Origin of the sequence: Eubacterium sp. AF17-7, from assembly GCF_003461285.1 — a bacterium.
Lineage (GTDB): Bacteria > Bacillota > Clostridia > Lachnospirales > Lachnospiraceae > Eubacterium_U > Eubacterium_U album.
Genome location: NZ_QTWU01000001.1, coordinates 164,659 through 189,563, shown reverse-complemented (window position 1 = coordinate 189,563; position 24,905 = coordinate 164,659). Strand labels below are relative to the sequence as shown.

Genomic DNA, 24,905 nt, shown 5'->3' with positions numbered 1-24,905 from the left:
CAGTCCCAAAACCATAAGATAACCATTAATTAAGGAGATTTGAATGAAAGAGAAATTACAAAATTATACACAAAACAGAGAATTGTCATGGCTTAGATTTGACCAACGTGTTTTATCCGAGGCTACAGACGAAACAGTACCTTTATTAGAACGTCTTAAATTTATATCAATCTTTACAAGTAATCTTGATGAATTTTTTATGATTCGTGTTGGTACTCTTCATGATTTGAGCCAGATTAAAAGTAATCATAAAGATAATAAAACAGGAATGACTCCCGCTGAACAGCTTGAAGCCATTTTTCGTGCTGTAAAACCATTAATTAATTTCAGAGATGAAATTTATGAAAATGTTACTGAGCAGTTAAAAACCTATGGTGTTCACGGTCTGAGAATGAATGAAATTGAGAAAAAGGAATTAAAATATATTAAGAACTATTTTTTGACACAGATTAATCCTATACTTTCACCTCAAATAATCGACCCACACCATCCATTTCCATTTTTAGTTAATAAAAAAATATATGTGGGTGCTACATTAACTAATGCGGATGAAAAAAAGGGAAATGAACTATTTGGTATAATTCCAATTCCAACTGCCCTTCCGGAAGTAATTTTCCTGCCCGGTGCAGATGTAAGGTATGTTTTTACAAGCGATGTGGTTTCTTATTTTGCTGATACAATATTCAGTTCATATAAAATTATAGAAAGTACTGTATTTTCAGTAACAAGAAATGCTGATATTGCGTCAGGAGATGAAGCTTTTGATGTAGATGAAGACTTTCGTGATGCAATGCAGCAATTATTAAATTCAAGAAAACGACTTGCCCCTGTAATACTTGAATTAAAGAATAAGATAAGTGGTAATTTTCTTCGCTTTCTATGTGAGAAACTTGAATTAACTAAAGCTCAGGTGTTTATTACTTCTTCGCCTTTAACAATGTCATACGCATTCGGATTAGAAGATAAGATATCAGGCAGTGTAAAAAGCGAATTAATTTATCCACCATTTGAACCTCAGCCAAGTAGTGATATTAGATTAAATGAAAGCATAATCAAACAGCTTCAGAAAAAAGACTTGCTTTTATCATACCCATACGAAAGCATGGACCCATTTTTAAAATTACTTAAAGAGGCATCTTATGATAACTCTGTTATTTCAATAAAGATATCCATATACCGCCTTGCAAAAAATGCCAAAATTGTAGACTATTTGTGTGCGGCTGCGGAAAATGATAAAGATGTAACTGTACTTATAGAATTACGTGCCAGATTTGATGAGCAAAATAACATTGACTGGTCACAGCGATTAGAACAGGCAGGCTGCCGTATAATTTACGGATTTGAAGGTTATAAAGTTCACTCAAAGGTTTGCCTTATCACAAGAAGAGAGCGTGGGAAAATTTCCTATATTACCCAGATAGGCACCGGAAATTACAACGAAAAGACATCAAAACAATATACTGATTTTTCACTTATGACCTCTGACATGGAAATAGGAACTGACACAAATGAATTTTTCAAAAACATGGCAATTGGGAATCTTGAAGGAAACTATTCCACCTTGCTTGTTGCCCCTAATTCAATGAAGTCAGAAATTATTAAACTTATTGATAGAGAAATTGCTAAAGGAACAAAAGGACGTATTTTTCTTAAATTCAATTCAATATCTGACCTGACTCTTATTAATAAATTAGCTGAGGCTTCTCTTGCCGGTGTTAATATTCAGATGATTGTTCGTGGTATTTGCTGCATTCTTCCTCAGGTTGAAGGAAAAACTGATAATATCTTTATAAAGAGTATTGTTGGAAGATACTTAGAACACTCCCGAATATATTTATTTGGTTCAGGGAACGATGAAATTATGTATATTTCCTCTGCCGACTTTATGACCAGAAATATGGACAAGCGTGTAGAAGTTGGTTGCCCTATTAAAGATAAATATGTAAAAGAAAAAATAATGCATTTTATCGAAGTTCAGCAGGATGATAACACAAAGGCACGTATTATGCGTAGTGACGGCACATACCGTTCCATAATTACAAGCAATGAGCCAATCGATAATCATACCGTATTAATGAACGAAGCAAAAAGAAATTCAGGAAACGCAAACTCCGAAAGTAAATCTTTTAACCCGAAAGATTTTATAGCTGAAATCAAAAGAAAATTTGGATAAGACTTTTACATTCTTCTATAAAAAGCATCCGGTTTTATATACTTATTTACTGATTACAGTAATGCATATAAAAACCGGATGCTTTTTTCTCATATTCTACCTCCTTATTATTTTAATTTGTTGTTTATCTCCTTTTTTTACATTTTGAGATTTTTTTACATATATCTTATCAATCTTCTTTGCCTTTGATACATCTATGTTTTTTATAGGATTTCCTTGCAAAGAAAGAGAATGAATTTTTGCATTTGTTAAATCAATGTTTTCTATTTTATTAAATGATAAACATAAATGATTTATTGATGGCGTTTTACTCATTCGCACTTTATCAATTCCCGTAGCTATTACTGTCACTCTCTTCAATTTATTACATTTCGATATATCTAATTCTTTTATTCCTTTGCATTCATATAAATCTATATTTTTTATTTTTCCAATTTTAATATTTTTTAAATATTTTGAGTACCATACTTCAAGTCTTCTTAAATTCTTTAACTTTGATACATCTATTTCTTTTATTCCTTTACCTATTTCTTTCATGGAAATATTTTTAAGTTTCTCATTTTGACCATACACGATGCCATTACAATTAAATCCTATTGCCTTAAATCTTTCTAAGCTATGTACTTTTGAAAGGTCAATAACACTATCGGTATATACAGAATTAAATTTTATCTGTTTTATTTTATCTCCAAATTTTATTTGTTCTAAATTTTTAATATAGTTCAATTGTACTTTTTCCAAATTTGGGAAGCGATTTAATTCATATTTTGCTTTATATTTTTCTCCTGATATAAACAATTCTTTAACTTTATCTAATTCATATAATTTTTCAAAATTTAACAAGCCATATTCTTCTATTATTTCATCATTATGTTCAACAATTTCCACACAGATTCTTATTTTCTCTACATTTTTAAATATTTCCAGTCCTCTACAGTCAATAACAGAATATTTGTAATTACTATTATCCAATCCATCCATATAAGTATATGTATCATCAGGATCTATCCATAATTCTGTTACTGCATCAATTTCATTTTGGCTCAATTGATTGTCATTATTGGAATCAAAGGATTCGCTGACTAATTCTCTTACATATTCACTCGGAAAATTTTTCTCATTAATTTCAATGCCTTTTTCTTCCTTCTTATCACTTTTTGTATATTCCATATTATCATTTGAACATCCACTGGTTATTAAAATTATAACTGTAAACATTGCATAAATAATGATTTTTTTAACGTTCATAACACCCTCTCCTTAATATATTTTTTTATCTTGATTTTATTATATTAAGAGATTTATTTCAACGCTTTATAATTACTCTTTCCCCAACGACAATTAAGAGCGATTCCTTGACATTATAGTAATGTTCAAAAAAAGCTCTCTGTGCAATGCACAGGAGCTTTTTATATGTAGACATCTATTTATTTGTGCTGTCTGCATCAATTACAGACTGAATCTGCTTCATAAGGGCATCATAGTTGTCCTTGTTATCAATTCCGCCGAGCATTGGTTCGCCTACAATATTGCCATTTCTGTCAACAAGTATAGTTGTTGGAAAGGCCATGATTTCTGAGGCATATTTACCGGCAGCACTAGAGGAGTCAATTGACAGATTACGATATTTGACACCCTGGCTTTCAAGAACATAGGCAGCCTCTTTGATAGCTGTTTTATTGCCATCGAAGGTCTCAGTGTTGATGCCAACAACTTCTCCGCCCATTGATTTGATAGCATCATTTAATTCGTTAAGCTTGGATAATTCAGCGACACATGGTTTGCAGCCGGTAAACCAGAAATTGACGACTGTTACTGCATTACCGGAAAACAGGCTGTCATCAACCTTATTGCCATCAAAATCCTCACCGGAAAAATCACTGAATACAGATGAGGCTTTAGAGCTATCCTTCTTGTTATCGTCTGATGATGTATTTTTGTTTTCAAGCTCTGCTATCTGTTCCTCGATTTTTCGTATGGTTTCAATATCCTCATTAAGTGTTTTAAGCTCATCGTCTGTGAATGAATTCTTGTTTGATTCTACGGTACCGGCAAGATAATCAGCATAATTTCCGTTTGGATCGGCTTCACTTTTGTTCATCATGCCAAATGCCTTGTTCCACACATCAGCGTGATCTGCAAAAAGCTGATTTTCCTGCTGATATAAATCATCAAGCCTGGAATCTGATTTGCCGGATGCTTCTGAGCCGGCTTCAGTCTGAGTGTTCTTAGAATCTGTTGTGGAAGCTTGCTTTAAGCCACATGCTGTAAGTGATAATGCTATGCAGAGTGTAAAAATAGAAATAAATAATAATTTGTTTTTCATGAGTAATTTCTCCTTTAAAATAATAGTAAAATGTTTAATAGCTATCTGTTGTCATTTTTTTGACATGATTTTCCCATAAACCGGTAGCAGATGGCGTCCTTCGGACAGGCCTTTATGCAGGCACCGCAGCGTATGCACTCGGGGTGATCCGGTGTCTTACACACATCCACATCCATCTTACATGCCTTTGAGCATTGACCGCATCCGACACATTTGCTGCTATCAACGGTGATTTTGAGCAGGCTGACCTTATTAAATAATGAGTAGATTGCTCCAAGCGGACAAATCCATTTACAGAAGGGCCTGTAAAATAAGATACTTAGTACAATCACTGCAATTAAAATCATACACTTGAAAGAAAAAAGCTTTCCCAGTGCAGAACGGATAGCAGCATTTCCAATAGATAACGGTATAGCACCCTCTAAAACACCCTGAGGACAGATATATTTGCAGAAGAACGGGTCTCCCATTCCTATAGAGTTCGTTACAAGCATCGGAAGAAGTATAACGAAAACAATAAGAATGACATATTTTAGGTACCTAAGAGGCTTTAGTTTGGCTGTGGATAATTTCTTTCCGGGGATTTTATGAAGTAAATCCTGAAACCATCCAAATGGGCACAAAAAACCACATATAAATCTGCCGAGAGTTACACCTAGTAAAATAAAAAATCCGGTTATGTAGTATGAAAACTTAAATTTTGATGATCCGACAACTGCCTGAAATGCCCCTATTGGACAGGCTCCTGTCGCGGCAGGGCAGGAGTAGCAGTTTAATCCGGGTACGCATACTGTTTTTGCATTGCCCTGATATATTTTACCCTTAAATAAATTTGGAATATGAATATTGGTCAGCAGCGTTGCTGCGGCCTGTATCCAGCCACGTATTTTTGCCAGTTTTCTTGATAGTAATTTCTTTTCCTTATCCAATTCCGACACACTCCAGACATAGTTTTATTGCTTTACCAAGCACTGTAGCCGCCTCACCTCTGACTGCACCATAGCTTATCATGGATACACCAAGGATAAGCAGAATGATTTGACATGTTTTTTGGTATTTCAACATAATGTTGCTCCTTTTTTGTTGTATTGTTGACCAGCTGACTTTGGTATTATACAATATAGGTTGTAAAATTATTGTTAAGAAGTAGGAGAACATTTTGAGATTATTAATTGTTGAGGATGAGAAACAAATATGTGATATGGTTGCAAAGAGTCTGTATGCTGCCGGCTATGAGGTGGATACCTGTTATGATGGGAAAGAGGCTCTTGAATGTATACTGTCGGAGAATTATGATCTGATAGTTTTGGATTTGAATCTGCCGGGGATGGATGGCATGGAGCTTCTTAAGGAGCTTAGAAAATACAATGATGAAACTAAGGTTTTGATATTATCTGCAAGAGGTCAGATTGCTGATAAGGTAGAGGGACTGGATGCAGGAGCAAATGATTACATGGAAAAACCATTCCATCTGCAGGAGCTTGAGGCACGTATCAGAAGCCTGACAAGAAGGAAATTTGTACAGAATGATATATGTCTTAAATGCGGAGAAATAAAGTTTGATACGATTAAACGTGAGGCATATGCAAAGGAAGAGCCGGTTCCACTAACAAGAAAAGAGAATGGTATTTTGGAATATTTACTTATCAATATAGGCAGACCGGTGAGTCAGGAGGAGCTGATAGAGCATGTGTGGGATGCCACGGCAGACAGCTTTAGCGGAGCAATCAGGGTACATATGTCTTCACTTAGAAAAAAGCTTAAGGCGAAGCTGGGATATGATCCCATTCAGAACAAGGTAGGTGAAGGCTATAAAATACGGGAGGAGTCTGACAGATGAAAAGAATGTCGCTACAGTGGAGACTTACGTGCATTACTACATTGTGTATTGCTATTATATGTGGCTGCCTGACTATGTTTGTCTATAAAAATGGTGTGCATTACATCGATTCTCTGCAGGATGCGGTAGAGTCACAGGGGGATGAAAAAGGGAACAAATCAGATGAAATATATATCAGCATACCGGACGATAAGTGGGATGAGTTTGCGGATGAATTTTCGGTTCAGGTGTACAATAATAAGGCCGACTATAAAAGAAACAGTCTGATAATCACGGTTTTGCTGGCGCTTTTGGGGGGTGCCGTCACTTATTTTATAAGCGGGCATGCACTCAGACCAATCAGGGAGTTTTCAGATAAAATTGAAGAGGTACAGGCTCAGAATCTGTCTGATTCAAGAATAGAGGAAAACAATGTTAAGGAACTGAACCAGCTGGGTATTTCTTATAATAAGATGCTTGAGCGTCTGTCGGAAGCATTTGAGATACAGAGACAGTTTACTGCAAATGCAGCACATGAGTTGCGTACTCCATTAGCGTTAATGCAGGTACAGCTTGATTTATATAATTCTGCCTCTCACCCGGGAAATGATGCAGACACTTTGCAGACCATAAAAATGGTTACGGAACAAAATGATAAATTAAACAGGATGGTAAAGACTCTTCTTGACATGAGTGAGCTTCAGACGGTGGGAAGGGATGATAAAATTATATTGGATGCTATTGTTGAAGAGGTTTTGGCAGACCTTGAGCCTCTTGCTGTGGAAAAGAATATAAAGCTGATTGGAAAATGTGAGAATGCCACTATGATAGGCAGTGATATCCTTATTTACAGGCTTGTATACAATCTGGTTGAGAATGCCATCAAATATAACCATCCACTCGGACAGGTTACAGTAACCGCATATCAGAGAAACAAGCATGTTTATCTGTCTGTAGAAGATACGGGAAGCGGAATACCAAAGGAGCTTAGGGAGAGAGTGTTCGAGCCATTCTTCCGTGTTGATAAATCCAGAAGCCGGGAGCTGGGTGGCGTAGGGCTAGGTCTTGCTTTTGTCCGTGAAATCGTTAGAGTACATGATGGCAGTATTTGTATCAAATCAGGCAAGACTGGGGGAACGATTTTCGAGGTGACTTTTGCACAGCACTACGCTTGACAAAGAGCTATAATTTTCAAATAAAAAGATGCTGTCGCGTTTAACACAACAGCATCTTTTTATTTATCCTATTACCAATAATTTTCTTATATATTTATATTTTCCTGCCTAATATTAATACATCTTACTCTGCATTATTGCTAAGATATTCTTCAATTTTGTCAATAGCCTGAACTTCATCCTCACCGTCAGCTGTTACAGTAACTGTTTCACCTGATGCAAGTCCTAATGTCATCATTCCCATGATGCTCTTTGCATTTACCTTAACATTTCCATGTTCTACATAAATCTTGCTCTGAAACTGACTTGCCACCTGTACACATACCGCTACCGGTCTTGCTTCCAATCCTGTCTGAATTCCTATTGTTATGTCCTTTGTCGTCATTGATCTAATCCTCCCTGGGTATTACCTCTTAAATCGTCTGCGATTTCGCTTATTTTGCGTAATCTGTGGTTTACTCCTGATTTTCCAAGTGGTGGCTCAAGCAATCCACCAAGTTCCTGCAATGAAGAGTCCGGATTTTCCAGTCTCACCATGGCAATATCTTGAAGTTTACCCGGCAAATAATCTATGCCTGCTTTATCTATTATGTATTGGATATCATCAATCTGTCTGCATGCCGTATTAACTGTTTTTTTAATATTGGCTGCTTCACAATTAACTTGTCTGTTATAATAGTTGCTCATACCTTTAAGAATCCTTACATTCTCCATTTTCATAAGAGCAACGTGTGCTTCCATAACATTTAAAACATCCACTATGCCTTCGCCTTCTTTGATATATACCACACAATTACCCTTTCTTGCAACCGTTTTTCCCTCAATATTAAAAATATTCAGTATATCCAGTATCTGTTTAGCCTTAAGTTCATTATTGCATGCTATCTCAAAATGATACGATTTGTTAGGGTCATTAATTGATCCTGTTGCCATAAATGCTCCCCTAAGGAATGCCCTTTTACAGCAATTCTTCATTATTACTATATTATTTTGTACTGACAATATTTCCTCAATATCACCATCATTATTGACTAATTTTGTTGCCTGAAGTATTTTAAGGCTTTCCTCATGATTCTTTATATTAACAGTATATGTTCTTGACTTATTAGAATATGCACTTGTCCTTATGGAAATTTCAGGTTTTATTCTAAATGATTTTTTTATTAAATTTGCATACTTCCTTGCAACAGCCAATGTTTCAGTTCTCATCTTGATAGAATATTTGTTATCCCAGGAAATAATTACATTTCCGCACATACTTGTAATTGCGGCAATTTCAGCAATTCTACAATGCTGTGCATTACTCATTTGCCTCGATAATTCTTCTTTTACTTCACTTGAAAATGACATTTTTACTCCTACTAAAAAGTTCTTGTCTGCTAACATCTATTAATTATGTTGTCATTAAAATATCTCCGTCTTTTAACAGCTATTTTATTTTTGTTTTTAAAACAACTATCTGTTAATATCTCTGTGTGATATTTTTATTCCGTATTGTGCATCTTCAACATCAAGTGCGGCATACAGTTCTCCTGCAACAGTTACTGAACGATGGTGTCCTCCTGTACATCCAATTCCAATTACAAGCTGATTTTTTCCTTCTGCGATATAATTTGGAATAAGGAATCTTACCATATCAATTAATTTTTCCAGAAATACCTGAGTTACATCTGCATTTAAAACAAATTCCTGTACCTCTCTGTCGAGCCCTGTTTTATGCTTAAGCTCCGGTTCATAATATGGATTTGGCAAAAATCTTACATCAAATACTAAGTCACAATCTGTCGGTATTCCATGTTTAAAACCAAATGACAATACCGATATGAACAGATTCTTGTACCCTTTACTCTGAACAAATATTTTTTCCAATTCTACGCGCAAATCTCTTACAAGCAGATTACTTGTATCTATGATGTAATCCGCCTGCTCACGCAAGAAAGCAAGCCTTTCCTGCTCAACTTTTATGCCGTGGGCAACACTTTTATTCTCACCCATAGGATGAGCTCTTCTTGTTTCTTTAAATCGCTTGATGAGCATTTCTTTACTACAGTCTAAAAATAAAATTTCATATTCCTGACCTTTATTTTTCATTTGCTCAAGAACTTTATTTATTTTGCCCAAATTTTGTCCACTACGAATGTCCACACCTATGGCTACTCTGTTAACTTCACTCGTCTGACTATAAACTAAATCAGCAAACGTTCCTATGAGTTCTATAGGAAGATTATCTGCACAATAATAGCCGCTGTCTTCTAAGATTTTAAGTGCTGTTATCTTACCTGAGCCTGACATTCCTGTAACTATAACAAATCTCATAATTGTCCTTTCATTTTATTACCATTTAACAGCCGGTAATATTTTAACCTCCGGTTCCAGAGTCACCTGAAATTCTTCGTATACTTTTTTTCTCACATCTTTCATCAAATTAATGATATCTGTTGCTGTTGCATTATCATAATTAATTACAAATCCACTGTGTTTTTCAGATACCATTGCACCACCTACACGGTAGCCCTTTAATCCTGCATCCTGAATTAATTTGCCTGCAAAATATCCTTCCGGTCTTTTAAATGTACTACCGGCACTTGGGTATTCTAAAGGTTGTTTTTCTTTTCTTTTAGCCATTAATTCTTTCATATGCATTTCTATTTCATCTCTGTTGCCTTCGTGCAACTCAATGCATGCTTCAAGTACTATCATTTTTTCTTTTACAATAATACTTGTTCTATACCCTAACTCTAGTTCTTCTGCTTTAAGAGTTTTCATTTCTCCATTATTATCAAGTACCTTAACCCACTTAAGAACATCCTTCATTTCCCCACCATATGCACCGGCATTCATCGTTACCGCTCCACCTAAGTTTCCCGGAATTCCATGGGCAAATTCAAATCCTGTCAGGCTTTCGTTTAATGCCTTTACTGCAATTTTAGATAATTTGGCTCCTGCCTTTGCAACTATCTCATTTCCATTTATTTCTATTTTCGCTAATGCAGAATCAATTTCAATTATCACACCATCAAATCCATCATCCTGTACTAATAAATTACTTCCATTTCCAATTACATAATATGGAATATTTTCTTCTACACATAAACGCAGAACATCCCTGACTTTTTTATATTCATCAGGGATTACATAGTATTTTGCAGTTCCTCCGGCTCTAAATGTACAGTGTGAACTCATCGGTTCATCACATCGCACATTACTATCACCGGCAATTAATTTTAATCTGTTTTCCAGACTTTTATTCATTGAAAAAATCTCCATTCAACTATTTTGATTATGTTTCTATATTAGATTTAAAGGCAAATATGTTAAATTCACAAAAAAATACATTTATGATTAACATTTGCTACAAATCTACTTTATAAAAACTGATATTTATTTACATATCATTGCTGCTGCACCATACATTCCTGCGTCATTTCCTAATGTTGCAAGATGTACTGCTGCGTCACCACATGCTGCAAAACATGTTTCACGGTATTTATCTTTAATAGCATCAATAAGAAACTGTCCTGCCTTACTAACACCTCCACCTATGATAAATGCCTGAGGATTTACAACTACTGCGATATGTGACATTGCTGTTCCAAGATATGTACCCATTGTTTCAACAACTTCATTTGCTCCTGCATCTCCTTCTTTTGCAAGGTCAAATACATCTTTAGCTGTGATGTTTTCTCCAAATTCTCTCATCTTTGTTTCTTTATCTGTATTATTCATTAAGCGTTTTGCAAGTCTTACAACACCTGTTGCTGATGTAAACTGTTCAAGGCATCCTTTTCTTCCACAATTACAGCTGTCTGTTTCATTATCATCTACATGCATATGACCAATTTCACCTGCTCCACCATTGTAGCCTGTGAGAATCTTTCCATTAATTATAACTCCACCGCCTACACCTGTTCCAAGTGTAATCATTACGATATCATCATAATCTTTTCCGCCACCCTGCCATGCTTCTCCTAAAGCTGCAACATTAGCGTCATTTCCTGCCTTAACCTTTATTCCTCTGAACATTTCAGATAACTTTTCTTCTACATTAAATGTTCCCCATCCGAGGTTTACACACTGAAGAACTGTTCCGTCATTTGTAATAGGTCCCGGAAGTCCGATTCCTACGCCTTCGATATCATCAAGGCTTATTTCTTTTTCTGCTAACTTAGCCTCCATTGCCTCGCAAATATCTGAGAGGATATTTTCACCAAAGTTCTCTGTTCTTGTAGTAATTTCCCATTTGTCTAAAAGTTCTCCTGCTGTGCTGAAAAGTCCTAACTTTACTGTTGTTCCTCCCACATCAATGCCAAAACAATAATTCTTCATTTTTTTATTTTCCTCCTAATCATCTTCTTCTTCACTTTTTTTCATAATGTTATTCTGAACTCTGTTATAAAGTTCTCTTGCTGCATTATAACCCATCTTCTTCTGTCTGTGGTTAACTGCCGCTGCTTCTACAATAACCGCAAGGTTTCTACCCGGTCTTATAGGTATTGAGTAACATACAACCTGATTTCCAAGGAATTCAATATACTGGTCCTCTAACCCTAAACGGTCATATTCTTTTTCTCTGTTCCATTCTTCTAATTTTATTACCATGTCAATGTTCTGTGTATCTTTAACATTTTCAACACCGAACAAAGTCTTAACATCAATAATACCTATTCCTCGAAGTTCAATAAAATGTTTTGTTATATCAGGTGAAGTTCCAATTAATGTTTCTTCACTTACCTTTCTTATTTCTACAACATCATCTGTTACAAGACGATGTCCTCTTTTAATAAGTTCAAGGGCAGCTTCACTTTTACCAATTCCGCTTTCACCCATAATCAAAACACCTTCACCATAAACATCAACTAAAACTCCGTGAATTGAAATACAAGGTGCAAGTTCTACATTAAGCCATCTTGTCAAATCAGCATAAAAACTTGACGTTGTCATATCTGTTGATAAAACAGGTACTCCATTCTTTCGTCCTACCTCAATCAAATCTTCATCCGGCTCAATTCCCTGACATATTACTAAACAAGGTATTCCGCTTGTCATTAACATGTTATACATTTCAATACGTTTCTCATGAGTCATTTCTGAAATATATGCCCACTCAACATTTCCTATAATCTGTACACGTTCTTTATCAAAATGATTAAAGAATCCTGCTAACTGCAAAGCCGGTCTGTTTACTTCCGGAATTGTTATCATTATCTTATTAGTATCAATTTCCGGTATATAATTTTTAAGATTATAATTTTCTATTATTTTTGAAAACTTTACTTTTGCCATATCTATGTTCCTCCTATTTTTTATTTCACATAAGAATATGTTGCATAAACCTATTCTTAAGCCCTTTTTTACTATTTCCGTAATATATTCTTCCTAGATTTTAACATCATAAACACTCTTTGTACACTAATTTAATGAAAAAAATCATAAACACTTTTTGCAATATTTTTTGTCATAGAAGGTGCCTGCTCTAAATTTTCTAATGATGCCTCTTTTATATTGTCAATCGATTTAAAATGTTGCATCAGAGCCTTTCTTCTTGCCGGACCAACTCCCGGGATGTCATCAAGAATAGATTTAACCTGTTTTTTACTTCTAAGACTTCTGTGAAATTCAATTGCAAATCTATGTGCCTCATCCTGAATTCTTGTAATTAATTTGAATGCCTCCGAATTTCTGTCTATCGGAATTTCTATATTGTTATAATATAGCCCTCTTGTCCTATGATTATCATCCTTAACCATTCCACATACCGGTATGTTCAAATGAAGTTTATCAAGCACTTCAAGGGCAACATTAACCTGTCCTTTTCCACCATCCATCATAATAATATCAGGAAATTTGCTGAAACTTCCAAGTTCATAATCTCTTCCGTCTTCATCCATTTTTTCTCTTTCCTCTAATCCATGGGAAAATCTTCTAGTAAGAACTTCCGCAAGACTTCCGTAATCATCAGCGCCCTTTATCCATTTAATTTTAAATCGTCTATAACTGTTTCTTTTTGGCTTCCCATCTTCATAAACTATCATCGAGCCTACTGATTCATATCCGTTAGTATTAGAAATATCGTAAGCTTCCATTCTATGAATATTTGTTAAATTTAGCAATTCTTCAATTTCTTTTACGGCTCCGATTGTTTTTTGCTTTTCTCTTCTGTATTTTTCCTTATTCTGTTCTAGGAGATTTCTCGCATTTTTATTTGCAAGCTCCACAAGTTTTTCTTTCTGACCTTTTTTCGGTTTTACAATTTTTACCGTAAAGTTTTGATTTCTGCTAAGCCATTTGCTTATCAGTTCTTCATCTTCAATTTCTGTTGGCACAAATAACTCTCTTGGAATAAACGGAGTTCCCACATAATACTGTTTGATAAAATTAGTTACGATATCCATCCCTGTATCACCCGGAACAGTATTCATGTAAAAATGTTCTCTTCCTATTAATTTGCCATTTCTGACAAAGAAAACCTGAACTACTGCATCATTTCCTTCCTCTGCATATCCTATAATATCCCTGTCTTCAAACTGATGCGTTGTAATTTTCTGATTTCCGGCAACATGATTTATGCTATTTATCAAATCTCTGCATTCCATGGCTTTTTCAAAATCTAAAGCCTCTGATGCCTTCATCATTTTTTCTTCTAATTCTTTTATTGTATCTTTATAATTTCCCTCAAGAAACTTTATAGCCTTATTTATATTTTCTCTATAATCTGCTTTTGAAATGTAGCCCTGACAAGCCCCATCACACTGTCCTATATGATAATAAAGGCACGGTCTTCCATTTATTTTGGGCACCTGCTTATGTTCACCATCAGCTGTCAGTGTATCATCCGTAACTATTGACTTATTGCAATTTCTTATGTGATACATTTTCTGAAGCAGGTCTATCGTATCCTTTACCGCTCCTGAACTTGTAAATGGTCCAAAATACTTGCTCTTGTCTTTCTTCATTCTTCTTGCAAATAAAATTCTTGGATAATCTTCATTTATCGTTACCTGCACATACGGATAACTTTTATCATCCATAAGCATTGTATTGTATTTTGGTCTGTATTCTTTTATAAGATTGCATTCTAATATGAGCGCCTCTAATTCTGAATCTGTAAGAATATATTCAAACCTGCTTATTTTCTGAACCATTGATTCAATCTTCGGTCCTCTTTTTTTTACATCTTTTCTGAAATATGAACTCACTCTTCGCTTTAACTTTACTGCTTTTCCAACATAAATTACATCATCATGAGAGTCATACATAAGATATACGCCCGGAGTTTCCGGCAATTTTTTTAATTCTTCCTGAAAATTAAACATTCTATCCTATTACTTCTTTCACCTTATTTATTCTCTGTGTAAATTGCAAATAAAATTCATTATTCACATCATATGGCATTAAATAAAATAATTTTACCAAATACATTGTTATTGTTTTAATCTGACTTTCATCCTGCATTCCTTTCAATATATGTTGTATGTCTTTTAGGAAATAATGCCATATAACAATGTATTCATGGTATTTATTTATATTATCTATTCCAAGCCATTTATCTATTCTAACTTTAGTTTTATTTTTCTTCGGGCATTCATAAATCTGATTAAAATATTTAAAATCATTATCATCGTATATTCTGCCTAACGGGAACAATCTGCATATACCAGGTCTGTTTGAATGCACACTGCATCTTCCGTTTTCATCTAGAAAATAACATTTCCCACCGTCTTCCTGCATTTTTAAGTTTGGCAAAATGACACCGTCTGCTACATTTAATTCCACCGCCCTGCTCATCAATTCTTCCATTGTGATTCCGGCTTTTGCAAATTGGTATATATCATATGGATCAAGCACTATTGACTCTCCCATATTGTGACAACACTTGCTGCATCCCTCGCAGTCGTTGCATCCTATCCTTGCCAAATCATTTTCTGTATATAATTTTCCATCTGTCATCTCTGACAAATCCCAATTTCTCTCCATGTTTACCTCTTGTGCTTATTAATAATTTAATGCCAGGATCAAATGGTTTAAGCCCACATGAGCTTACTCATAAGTGGGTAAAAGACCTTGAGACCCGCCCCAATATGAGCAAAAAAGTGGGATAATTCCCACGATATGCGAATATTGGGTAGGATTGTGGGAGTGCGTAGCACTGAACAATCCGTAGGCTTCAAAGTCATTTTATCATAAAACTATTTATGGGGCAAAATAATCGATTGGGGCTTTAACCAGATTTTATGGGCGTGATTTTCAATACTATGGACACGGCATTGCACGCATTTTGCATATGAATTCAATTTAATGAAATAAAGACTATACTTAAAATGATATGCTCCCCCATATAAAACTTTTATATTTCATTGTCCTATATGAGTGTCGCGTATCAGTAAAAGTATAGTCTTTGTTTTAATTATATATTTTATGAATTAATTAATTTAATTCACTTTTATTTGTATAGTATATGAATTGATTATCATCCATTGTCTGACTATCTGACTAATTATTGATTATCATCCGTCGTCTGACTATCTGACTAATTATTGATTATCATCTGTCACCTGACTATCTGCATTGTCATCGTTCTGCTGTTCTACTGTTTCACCGGCATCCTGCTGTCCTGCTTCCTCAGCCTGGCACTGATGATAAATTTCCATAAACTGCTTTCCTGTAATTGTTTCTTTTTCATATAAATATTCAGCAATCTTATCGAGCTTGTCTCTGTTTTCTGTAAGAATTCTCTTTGCTTCTTCGTATTTTTCTTTCAAAAGAATCTTTATTTCTTCTTCAATTTGTGAAGCTGTCTTTTCACTACAATTTAAACTTGTACTTCTTCCTAAATACTGATTTTCTACCTGTTCAAGACTCATAAGTCCAAACTTCTCTGACATACCATACATTGCAATCATTGATTTTGCAATCTTTGTTGCCTTTTCCATATCATTTGAAGCACCTGTTGTAACTGAATCAAATACAATTTCTTCTGCTGCCCTTCCGGCAAGAAGCATAACCAGTCTTGCTTCAAGTTCGCTTTGTGACATCAAATATTTTTCTTCTTCAGGTACTGTCATTACATATCCTAAAGAACCCATCGTTCTTGGTACAATTGTAATCTTCTGTACAGGTTCTGCATCCTTTTCAATTGCTGTTACAAGAGCATGACCAACTTCATGATAAGCAACAATCTTCTTTTCTTCTGCTCCAAGAATCTTGTTCTTCTTTTCTTTACCTGCAATTACAACTTCTACAGCTTCAAATAAATCAGCCTGTGAAATCGCTTTTCTACCGGCTTTAACTGCATTAATTGCTGCTTCATTAATCATATTTGCGAGGTCTGAACCAACAGCTCCACTTGTTGCCAATGCAATTTCTTCAAGATTTACTGTTTCATCCATCTTAACATCTTTAGAATGTACTTTTAATGTTTCCAATCTTCCCTGTAAATCAGGTGTATCTACGATTACTCGTCTGTCAAAACGTCCCGGTCTTAACAATGCCGGATCCAATACTTCCGGTCTGTTAGTTGCAGCTAAGATTAAAATACCTTTAGAAGAATCAAATCCATCCATCTCAGCAAGCAATGCATTTAATGTCTGTTCTCTTTCATCATTACCGCCACCGTATTTTGAATCTCTGCTCTTACCAATAGAATCAATTTCATCGATAAATATAATACATGGTGCATTTTCCTCTGCCTGTTTAAATAAATCTCTAACTCTTGATGCACCTACACCAACATATAATTCAACAAAATCTGAACCCGACAATGAGAAGAACGGTACTTTAGCTTCACCTGCTACTGCCTTTGCAAGTAAGGTTTTACCAGTTCCCGGAGGTCCTACAAGCAAAGCTCCTTTTGGAAGTTTCGCCCCAATTTCTGCATATTTTCCGGGATTGTGAAGGAAATCTACCAGTTCAACTACTGATTCCTTAGCTTCATCCTGTCCGGCTACATCTTTAAATGTAACACCGGTTTCCTTCTGAATGTAAACTTTGGCATTGCTCTTTCCAACTCCAAATATTCCATTTTTGCCACCGGCACTTCTTTTCATCATCATGCCAAAGATAAAATAGAATACGGCAAACATAATAACAAGCTGTATTACATAGAAAATTATTTCCTGTGAACCGCTGTCAAATTGTGCCTTAAAATTAACATCAGTATATTTTGTTTTTAATTCCTGAATCAGTGAAATATCTCTATCTTCTAAGTCTGTTGTCCAATATTTATACTGAATAAATGAATTTTCTGAACCTTTTAATGTTAATACTATTTTTCCTTTGTCAAATACTACTGTATCAACTTTGTCCTGCTCTAACAAAGCTATAAACTGATTATATGTTATTTCCTTTGTTGTTAACGCACTTGTCATATAAGATGAAAGTGACATAAATAAAAATGCAGCAACAATTGCGATTACTATAGGTATAACTGTATTTTTGTTAGGCCTGTTGCCATTACCATTATTACCTGAATTATTACCATTATTGTTGCCATTATTATTTTGATTATTATTTTGATAAAAATTATTGTCCATCTAAAATTCTCCTGTCAACTGTGTAATTGTAGTTTATTTTATCATTTTGTCTTAATTAATGCCAGTTATATAGCATATTTTTTATCTCACATACCATACTAATGTTATTTTATGAAAAAAGATTTAACAAATATTAAATTTTTATTTTTTTCATTTTCTCAAATAATCCGGTAATTATATATCACCTTTATTTTTTTCGTTTACTCAAATAATCCGGTAATTATATATCGCCTTTATTTTTTTCGTTTTCTCATATAACCATCACTTATACTTTTTATTTATTTAACAATTACCTAAAGTGCTTATTATAAAAGTTATAATTATTTATTTTAATTTGTCATTGCTTTTTTCTTATTATTATAAACTAAAGTATGCATAATAATTACATATTTTTGTATTTCACTATATAATCAAAAGTTTTTTTTTCAAAAATTCATTTTTTCTGATTTTTTATAGTATTGCTTTCTTATATGTTGTATATTTTAATCGTGTTTGTTTTTTTAGAAGATGAGCATTTTAATATAATAAAATAGGTACAACAAAACACTTTCAGAAATATTGTTTTAATTATTTTTCGGACTTAAATATATTTGATAAAATCAATTTTTTCTGATTGAATTATAGGAGGAAAATTATGTCAGTAAAATACGTATTTGTAACCGGTGGTGTTGTATCCGGCCTTGGCAAAGGAATTACAGCCGCTTCCCTTGGCAGACTTCTTAAGGCACGTGGATACAAAGTAACAATGCAAAAATTTGATCCATATATTAATATTGACCCCGGTACAATGAATCCAATCCAGCACGGCGAAGTTTTCGTAACTGATGACGGTGCTGAAACAGACCTTGATTTAGGTCATTATGAAAGATTTATCGACGAAAGTCTTACAAAAAATTCAAATGTAACAACCGGTAAAGTTTACTGGTCTGTTCTTACTAAAGAACGTCGTGGCGACTTTGGTGGGGGAACTGTTCAGGTTATTCCTCATATCACAAATGAAATCAAAAGCCGTTTTCACAGAAGTTTAAATGAAGAAACTGAAATCGCAATCATTGAAGTAGGTGGAACAGTTGGTGATATTGAATCACAGCCATATATCGAAGCAATCAGACAGTTCCAGCATGATGTTGGACATGAAAACTGCATTCTTATTCATGTAGCATTAATGGTTTATCTCCCAGCATCTGAAGAAATGAAAACAAAACCAATTCAGATGAGTGTTAAGGAATTACAGCGACTTGGTATTCAGCCGGACATCGTTGTATGCCGTACAGAATTTGAAATTGATGATATTTTAAAAGATAAAATCAGTCTTTTCTGTAACGTGCCTGCAAGCCATGTTGTACAAAATTTAACTGTAGACATGCTTTATGAAGCACCTCTTGCAATGGAAAAAGAACATCTGGCTGAAATCGTATGCGAAAGTTTAAATCTTGATTGTCCTGAACCTGACTTAGATGATTGGAAAGCAATGGTTAAATCAGCAAAGAATCCTACAAAAGAGGTTACTGTTGCTTTAGTTGGAAAATATATTGCATTACACGATGCTTACATCAGCGTTGTTGAATCATTAAAGCATGCCGGATATGCTGCTAACGCAAGTGTAAATATCAAATGGGTTGACTCAGAAACTGTAACAGATGAAAATGCTGCTGAAGTATTTAGTGATGTTTCAGGAATCCTTGTTCCTGGCGGATTTGGAAGCCGTGGTATTGAAGGAAAAATTTCTGCTATCCGTTATGCACGTGAAAACAACATTCCATTCCTTGGTCTTTGCCTTGGTATGCAATTATCAATTGTTGAGTTTGCAAGACATGTTGTAGGATTTAGAGATGCACATAGTGTTGAACTTAATTCAGCAACTACTCATCCTGTAATTTCTCTTATGGCTGATCAGGAAGGTGTTGATAATATCGGTGGAACATTAAGACTTGGTTCTTACCCATGTAAATTAGCTAAAGACAGTTTAGCATACAAATTATATAAAGAAGAATTAATTCATGAACGTCATCGTCATCGTTACGAAGTTAACAATGACTATCGAAAGGATTTAACAAACAACGGAATGATGCTTTCAGGTATTTCTCCTGACGGAAGAATTGTTGAAATGGTAGAAATTCCATCTCATCCATTTTTCATTGCTACTCAGGCACATCCTGAATTTAAGAGCAGACCTAACAGACCTCATCCATTATTCCTTGGATTTGTTAACGCATCACTCGATAATCAGAACAAATAAATATAAACCAAAAACAGGGAAAAGCCTTCAATTGAAAGCTTTTCCCTGTTTTTTACTAACTATTGCATAAACTTCATGTCCAAATACGCCACCAAGTGTATTGGTCAATATATCATTTAATATTAAATACTCCTTCAAATATTGTGCGTATTTTTTATTTGAAAATATCTTACTTGTACTTTGATAATTTATTTCTGAATAAAACATCACACTATTTTACATTTTTATGAGCGATTTTTTTAACTTTTTTACATTTTTATGAGGGAACTTTTCATCAATTCCAACACTTTTATGAGGATATTTATTTTTTCAAATATAGATATGCCATCATCCTATAGTACTTTACTCAATAATTTCATATTGTAACATCTCATATTTAAGATTTGTGCCTTCATTTATTCCCTCTGGTAGTAAAGCTCTTGCTACCAACTTTATATTTTCACTTTCAATATCTGTTCTTTTTAAATTTGCATAGTCTCCATCAATGCTGACTACCGTATAGTAAAAAGTTTGCATTACAATTCTCCTCGTCTTTATTCATCTACTCTGCTCCAGAAATCCACGGGTTCATAATCTCTTAAAGCTACCAAATATCCGCTTTCGTCAAGTTCCTTTTGTATTTCATCTAATGTTTCTTTTGAATCAGCAGATACAGTATGATAATGATATTCTGAAGTTATTTGCATAAGCGGTGTAGACACGCCACTTTCAATTCCTTCAATATATTTTTTTACATCACGACGGGACTTTATGTTCATGTCAACTTTTATGACACCATATACTTTGTGGTACACAAACACATCATCTACCACTCCGCCTAAATCTACAATAAGATTTAATTCATCAGGAATCTGCTCTGTTGTATGTTTTACTTTAAACACCCTTTTAAATGTTTCTTCGTCATTTAAAATATAACCCTTATGAGTAGAAATAATTTCGTGATTTTTTGCTCTAAGAAGTGCAATATCCTGAACAACAATCTGTCTGCTTACATTAAATTTTTCAGCTAATTCCGTTCCTGATACAGGATTTGTGCTTTCCTGCAATATTTTCAACAGATTTTCCCTTCTCTTTTCTCCGCTCATAAATTCCTATCTCCTACAATTTTAAATATATGAATGTTTAATGTCCGACTCTTAAAATTTGATATATCTAATATCAAATATATTAAGTGCCATCTCTCATGTGTCTTATATTCTGTGAAGGTTTTTAAGTGAAATATCCATAATTGGTGCAGAGTGTGTTAATGCACCACTAGAAATATAATCAACACCTAAATCAATTAATTTTGCTATATTTTCCTTAGTAACATTTCCTGAAATTTCAATTTCTGCCTTATGATTTATAACTTCCACTGCTTCTTTCATCTCTTCATGGCTCATATTATCAAGCATGATTATATCTGCTCCTGCATCTACTGCCTCTTTTACCATTTCAAGATTTTCTACTTCAACTTCTATCTTTCTTACAAATGGTGCATATTCCTTTGCTGCCATTATTGCCTCTTTGACACCACCTGCAGCACCAATATGATTATCCTTTAAAAGAACACCATCTGTCAAGTTGTATCTGTGATTATTTCCGCCACCAACTCTTACAGCATATTTTTCAAATATTCTGTTGTTCGGGCTTGTCTTTCTTGTATCTAATAATTTTATTTTGCTATCCTTAAGTAATACTGCTATAGAATGTGTGTATGTTGCGATTCCACTCATTCTCTGAAGATAATTAAGTCCTGTTCTTTCACCTACTAACAAAGTTCTGATATCGCCTCTTACCTTTGCCATAAGCTGTCCTTTTTTTACTTCATCCCCGTCCTGAACGTAGAATTCAAATTCTGTATTTTCATCTAAAAGTTCAAATGCTCTTCTGAATACCTGAAGTCCACAAATAACTCCATCTTCCTTGCATACTAAATCTACTTCGCCAGCCTGTGCTGTTGGCATTACAGCATTTGTGGTTACATCTTCGCTTGTCACATCTTCTTTTAATGCGCTTAATACTAATGGATCAACGCTTAATTTCAAAGTAATTGGATCGTACATTTATAATACCTCACTGTTTAATCTTTCACTTTATATCTATCATTTAATCTAATTGTTTAACTTATTTATTTAAACTGCCTGTTGTGCTTCATTATTTAATCTGTCTATTTCATCTAAAACAAGTTTTTTGTACTCTTTTGCAAGGGCATCTCCATCCTGGTATTTTGTTATATCTATGTTTTCAAATTCCTTCTGTTTTGTAGTATTATACTGTTCTCCCATCTGGATTGCTGCTCTTTTCGCAAATACAAGACTTTCTAATAACGAATTACTTGCAAGTCTGTTCTTTCCATGAACCCCATTACATGCAGTTTCTCCTACTGCATAAAGCTGGTCCATTGATGTCTTACTTTCAAGATTTACTTTTATGCCACCCATAAAATAGTGTTGTGCCGGTACTACTGGAATGCAGTCATCAGGCACATTATAGCCATATTCTCTACAATGTTTTACTATATTTGGAAAATGGCTTTCTAACTGTTCTCTGTCAATTGGTTTCATAGACAGCCACACAAAATCAGTTCCGTCTTTCTTCATTTGTTTTCTTATTTCTCCGGTAACAACGTCTCTTGGTTGCAGTTCATCTGTAAATCTTTTCATTTTTTTATCCAAAAGAACTGCCCCTTCTCCCCTTACTGATTCTGAAATAAGAAAACTTCTGTCTGTCTCATTCTCAGTGTAAAATGTTGTAGGATGAATCTGAACATAATTTGTATTCTTAAGTTCAATTCCGTGTTTCAAAGCGAGTGCAATTGCATCTCCTGTCAAATGTCTGTAATTTGTAGAATATCTGTAAATTCCACCAATTCCACCACTTGCTAATACTGTATAATTAGCCGTTATTGTATCAAGTGTGCCGTCATCTTTCTTTACCACCACACCATAACATACATTATCTTCACATAGAATGTCCACCATTGTCCAATGTTCTTTTATTGTAACATTTGGCAGTTGTTTAACTCTTTCATAAATATGACTTGTAATTTCTTTTCCGGTTACATCTTCATGAAATATTATTCTGTTTCTTGAATGTGCACCCTCTCTTGTATAACTTAATGAGCCATCCTCTTCTCTATGAAAATCTGCTCCAAATTCAACCAAATCTGTTACTATATCCGGTGAAGATTTTATCATTGTTTCTACTGCAGCTGTATCATTTTCAAAATGTCCGGCTCTCATTGTATCATAGAAATAACTGTCATAATCTTCTTCATCTGTCAACATGCACATTCCACCCTGTGCTAAATATGAATCACTATGCTCAACTATATCTTTTGTAATTATTAATATTTCTTTATCTCTTGGAAGATTATATGCACAATAAAGTCCTGAGCATCCACTTCCAACAATTACTATATCTGTTTTCATTTTACTTCACTTTCTATAAAGAGATTTTCTATTCTAAAAAAAATAAATTATATTTAATCTGTATATTTTAATTTCTTATTAACGAATTCTAATCTTTATTTTGCTAATTCAAGCATTCTTGATAATGGATAATTAGCCTTCTGTCTTATCTCTTCATGTAATTCAACCTGATTATCAAATGTTTCTAATACGTTTAACACTTTTTCAAGTGTAATCTTTTTCATATTTGGACAAATCTGTGAATCCTTAACCGGATAGAATTTCTTATCCGGATTTCTTTTCTGAAGTTCATGAAATACTCCGATTTCGGTGGCAATTAAAAATTCTTCATCTTCACACTTTGTTGCATAGTCAATAATTTCAGCTGTACTTCCTATAAAGTCTGAAACAGCTAATACATCTTCTGTACATTCCGGATGTGTTAAGACTTTAACTCCGGGATGTCTTTTCTTTGCGTCTGCAATATGCTGTGTTGTTATTTTTTTATGTACATGACAATATCCATCGTTGAATATAAAGTTCTTGTCCGGTGTCTGTTTTGCTACAAAATGCGCTAAATTGTTATCAGGAACAAAGAATATGTCTTTATTTGGTAATGCCTTTACAACTTTTACTGCATTTGATGAAGTTACACATACATCTGAATATGCTTTTATTTCTGCTGTTGAGTTTACATAACATACAACCGCAACATCAGGATACTTTTCTTTTACATCTAATATATCTTCTACTGTAACCATATGAGCCATAGGACAATCTGCTGATAAGTCCGGCATCATAACTGTTTTCTTAGGATTTAATGTCTTAGCACTTTCTCCCATAAAAAGTACACCACAGAACAAAATATTCTTCTGTGGAACTATTGTTGCAATCTTACTTAATGCAAATGAATCTCCTACATAGTCTGCGATATCCTGCACCTGTCCATCTACATAGTAATGTGCTACTATTGCAACATCTTTCTCCTGCTTTAACTGTTCAATACGTGCTATCATATTTTCCATTTTGCCACCTGAACTGATTCGCCATTATGTTTTATAGAACCAGTATTTTCCTTTCGTGTTTTCATTAGGTGGCATTATATCATCTGTCTTGTCAGTTGTCAAATCAGTTGTTAACTCATATGTCAATTCAGAACAAGTGATGGCTCTTTTCAAGTTGTACTCTTAATTTAATCTAGCTTCAAATCCGACTATATTCTTTAACCTGATTATATTTTAAAGGGCTGTTA

The 24,905-nt window shown here is 34.2% G+C and carries 23 protein-coding genes; 4 read left to right on the top strand and 19 right to left on the bottom strand.

Annotated features, from left to right (window positions below):
* Window positions 1-43 precede the first annotated feature (43 nt).
* Window positions 44-2,173, top strand: a complete 2,130-nt coding sequence (ppk1, locus tag DWW96_RS00775; protein WP_117908389.1) for a polyphosphate kinase 1 — start codon at window positions 44-46, stop codon at window positions 2,171-2,173.
* Window positions 2,174-2,269: 96 nt separating this feature from the next.
* Here the strand turns inward: ppk1 and DWW96_RS00770 are convergent, their stop codons facing one another.
* The 4 genes from DWW96_RS00770 to DWW96_RS00755 all read right to left on the bottom strand — a co-directional run bounded on the left by DWW96_RS00770 (window position 2,270) and on the right by DWW96_RS00755 (window position 5,564).
* The gene (locus tag DWW96_RS00770; RefSeq protein ID WP_117908388.1) at window positions 2,270-3,421 is read right to left on the bottom strand and encodes a hypothetical protein; all 1,152 of its coding nucleotides are present in this window, start codon (window positions 3,419-3,421) and stop codon (window positions 2,270-2,272) included.
* Between the two features lie 175 nt (window positions 3,422-3,596).
* Window positions 3,597-4,499, bottom strand: coding sequence for a TlpA disulfide reductase family protein (locus DWW96_RS00765; protein ID WP_117908386.1), 903 nt, complete (start codon window positions 4,497-4,499; stop codon window positions 3,597-3,599).
* A gap of 41 nt (window positions 4,500-4,540) precedes the next feature.
* A complete protein-coding gene (locus DWW96_RS00760; protein ID WP_009263529.1) occupies window positions 4,541-5,428 on the bottom strand; it encodes a 4Fe-4S binding protein in 888 nt (295 codons plus the stop codon).
* Complete coding sequence (locus DWW96_RS00755; RefSeq protein WP_009263530.1) at window positions 5,421-5,564, bottom strand: CD1871A family CXXC motif-containing protein; 144 nt, start codon at window positions 5,562-5,564, stop codon at window positions 5,421-5,423. The genes DWW96_RS00760 and DWW96_RS00755 overlap by 8 nt, the downstream gene beginning before the upstream one ends.
* Before the next feature lie 94 nt (window positions 5,565-5,658).
* On the opposite strand from DWW96_RS00755, the gene DWW96_RS00750 reads away from it, so the two are divergent.
* On the top strand, window positions 5,659-6,339 hold the full coding sequence (locus DWW96_RS00750) for a response regulator transcription factor (RefSeq protein WP_022024520.1): 681 nt from the start codon (window positions 5,659-5,661) through the stop codon (window positions 6,337-6,339).
* Window positions 6,336-7,493 carry a HAMP domain-containing sensor histidine kinase gene (locus tag DWW96_RS00745; RefSeq protein ID WP_117908385.1) on the top strand — a complete coding sequence of 386 codons (1,158 nt, stop codon included), beginning with the start codon at window positions 6,336-6,338 and terminating at the stop codon, window positions 7,491-7,493. The genes DWW96_RS00750 and DWW96_RS00745 overlap by 4 nt, the downstream gene beginning before the upstream one ends.
* Window positions 7,494-7,617: 124 nt before the next feature.
* Here the strand turns inward: DWW96_RS00745 and DWW96_RS00740 are convergent, their stop codons facing one another.
* From DWW96_RS00740 to ftsH, 9 genes are all read right to left on the bottom strand, one after another.
* Window positions 7,618-7,878 carry an HPr family phosphocarrier protein gene (locus DWW96_RS00740; protein ID WP_022088885.1) on the bottom strand — a complete coding sequence of 87 codons (261 nt, stop codon included), beginning with the start codon at window positions 7,876-7,878 and terminating at the stop codon, window positions 7,618-7,620.
* Complete coding sequence (gene whiA / locus DWW96_RS00735; protein ID WP_347496322.1) at window positions 7,875-8,879, bottom strand: DNA-binding protein WhiA; 1,005 nt, start codon at window positions 8,877-8,879, stop codon at window positions 7,875-7,877. Before whiA ends, DWW96_RS00740 begins: the two co-directional genes overlap by 4 nt.
* Window positions 8,880-8,948: 69 nt before the next feature.
* Window positions 8,949-9,809, bottom strand: coding sequence for an RNase adapter RapZ (rapZ, locus tag DWW96_RS00730; RefSeq protein WP_022088883.1), 861 nt, complete (start codon window positions 9,807-9,809; stop codon window positions 8,949-8,951).
* 18 nt (window positions 9,810-9,827) lie between these two features.
* Window positions 9,828-10,745 (bottom strand): UDP-N-acetylmuramate dehydrogenase, encoded by a 918-nt coding sequence (gene murB / locus DWW96_RS00725; RefSeq protein ID WP_022088882.1) that lies wholly within the window; start codon window positions 10,743-10,745, stop codon window positions 9,828-9,830.
* A gap of 129 nt (window positions 10,746-10,874) precedes the next feature.
* On the bottom strand, window positions 10,875-11,819 hold the full coding sequence (locus DWW96_RS00720) for an ROK family glucokinase (protein ID WP_117908383.1): 945 nt from the start codon (window positions 11,817-11,819) through the stop codon (window positions 10,875-10,877).
* 15 nt (window positions 11,820-11,834) lie between these two features.
* Window positions 11,835-12,776 carry an HPr(Ser) kinase/phosphatase gene (hprK, locus tag DWW96_RS00715; protein WP_022088880.1) on the bottom strand — a complete coding sequence of 314 codons (942 nt, stop codon included), beginning with the start codon at window positions 12,774-12,776 and terminating at the stop codon, window positions 11,835-11,837.
* Window positions 12,777-12,907: 131 nt separating this feature from the next.
* On the bottom strand, window positions 12,908-14,806 hold the full coding sequence (uvrC, locus tag DWW96_RS00710) for an excinuclease ABC subunit UvrC (RefSeq protein WP_117908380.1): 1,899 nt from the start codon (window positions 14,804-14,806) through the stop codon (window positions 12,908-12,910).
* A gap of 1 nt (window position 14,807) precedes the next feature.
* Complete coding sequence (locus DWW96_RS00705) at window positions 14,808-15,467, bottom strand: YkgJ family cysteine cluster protein (protein ID WP_117908379.1); 660 nt, start codon at window positions 15,465-15,467, stop codon at window positions 14,808-14,810.
* A 557-nt stretch (window positions 15,468-16,024) separates the two neighbouring features.
* Window positions 16,025-18,022: an ATP-dependent zinc metalloprotease FtsH gene (gene ftsH / locus DWW96_RS00700; RefSeq protein ID WP_117908377.1), complete on the bottom strand. Its 1,998-nt coding sequence runs from the start codon at window positions 18,020-18,022 to the stop codon at window positions 16,025-16,027.
* A gap of 634 nt (window positions 18,023-18,656) precedes the next feature.
* On the opposite strand from ftsH, the gene DWW96_RS00695 reads away from it, so the two are divergent.
* On the top strand, window positions 18,657-20,261 hold the full coding sequence (locus DWW96_RS00695) for a CTP synthase (protein ID WP_117908375.1): 1,605 nt from the start codon (window positions 18,657-18,659) through the stop codon (window positions 20,259-20,261).
* A gap of 342 nt (window positions 20,262-20,603) precedes the next feature.
* Here DWW96_RS00695 and DWW96_RS00685 read toward each other — a convergent pair whose 3' ends face one another.
* The 6 genes from DWW96_RS00685 to DWW96_RS14500 form a co-directional block, all read right to left on the bottom strand.
* Window positions 20,604-20,777: a hypothetical protein gene (locus DWW96_RS00685; RefSeq protein ID WP_022088871.1), complete on the bottom strand. Its 174-nt coding sequence runs from the start codon at window positions 20,775-20,777 to the stop codon at window positions 20,604-20,606.
* A gap of 17 nt (window positions 20,778-20,794) precedes the next feature.
* Entirely contained in the window at window positions 20,795-21,346 is a 552-nt protein-coding gene (locus DWW96_RS00680; protein WP_022088864.1) for a 3H domain-containing protein, read from the bottom strand.
* A gap of 105 nt (window positions 21,347-21,451) precedes the next feature.
* Window positions 21,452-22,306: a carboxylating nicotinate-nucleotide diphosphorylase gene (nadC, locus tag DWW96_RS00675; protein WP_022088863.1), complete on the bottom strand. Its 855-nt coding sequence runs from the start codon at window positions 22,304-22,306 to the stop codon at window positions 21,452-21,454.
* 69 nt (window positions 22,307-22,375) lie between these two features.
* On the bottom strand, window positions 22,376-23,674 hold the full coding sequence (locus tag DWW96_RS00670) for an L-aspartate oxidase (protein WP_117908371.1): 1,299 nt from the start codon (window positions 23,672-23,674) through the stop codon (window positions 22,376-22,378).
* 95 nt (window positions 23,675-23,769) lie between these two features.
* On the bottom strand, window positions 23,770-24,678 hold the full coding sequence (nadA, locus tag DWW96_RS00665; RefSeq protein WP_346432201.1) for a quinolinate synthase NadA: 909 nt from the start codon (window positions 24,676-24,678) through the stop codon (window positions 23,770-23,772).
* 24 nt (window positions 24,679-24,702) lie between these two features.
* Window positions 24,703-24,831: a hypothetical protein gene (locus DWW96_RS14500; protein ID WP_260978937.1), complete on the bottom strand. Its 129-nt coding sequence runs from the start codon at window positions 24,829-24,831 to the stop codon at window positions 24,703-24,705.
* Window positions 24,832-24,905 lie beyond the last annotated feature (74 nt).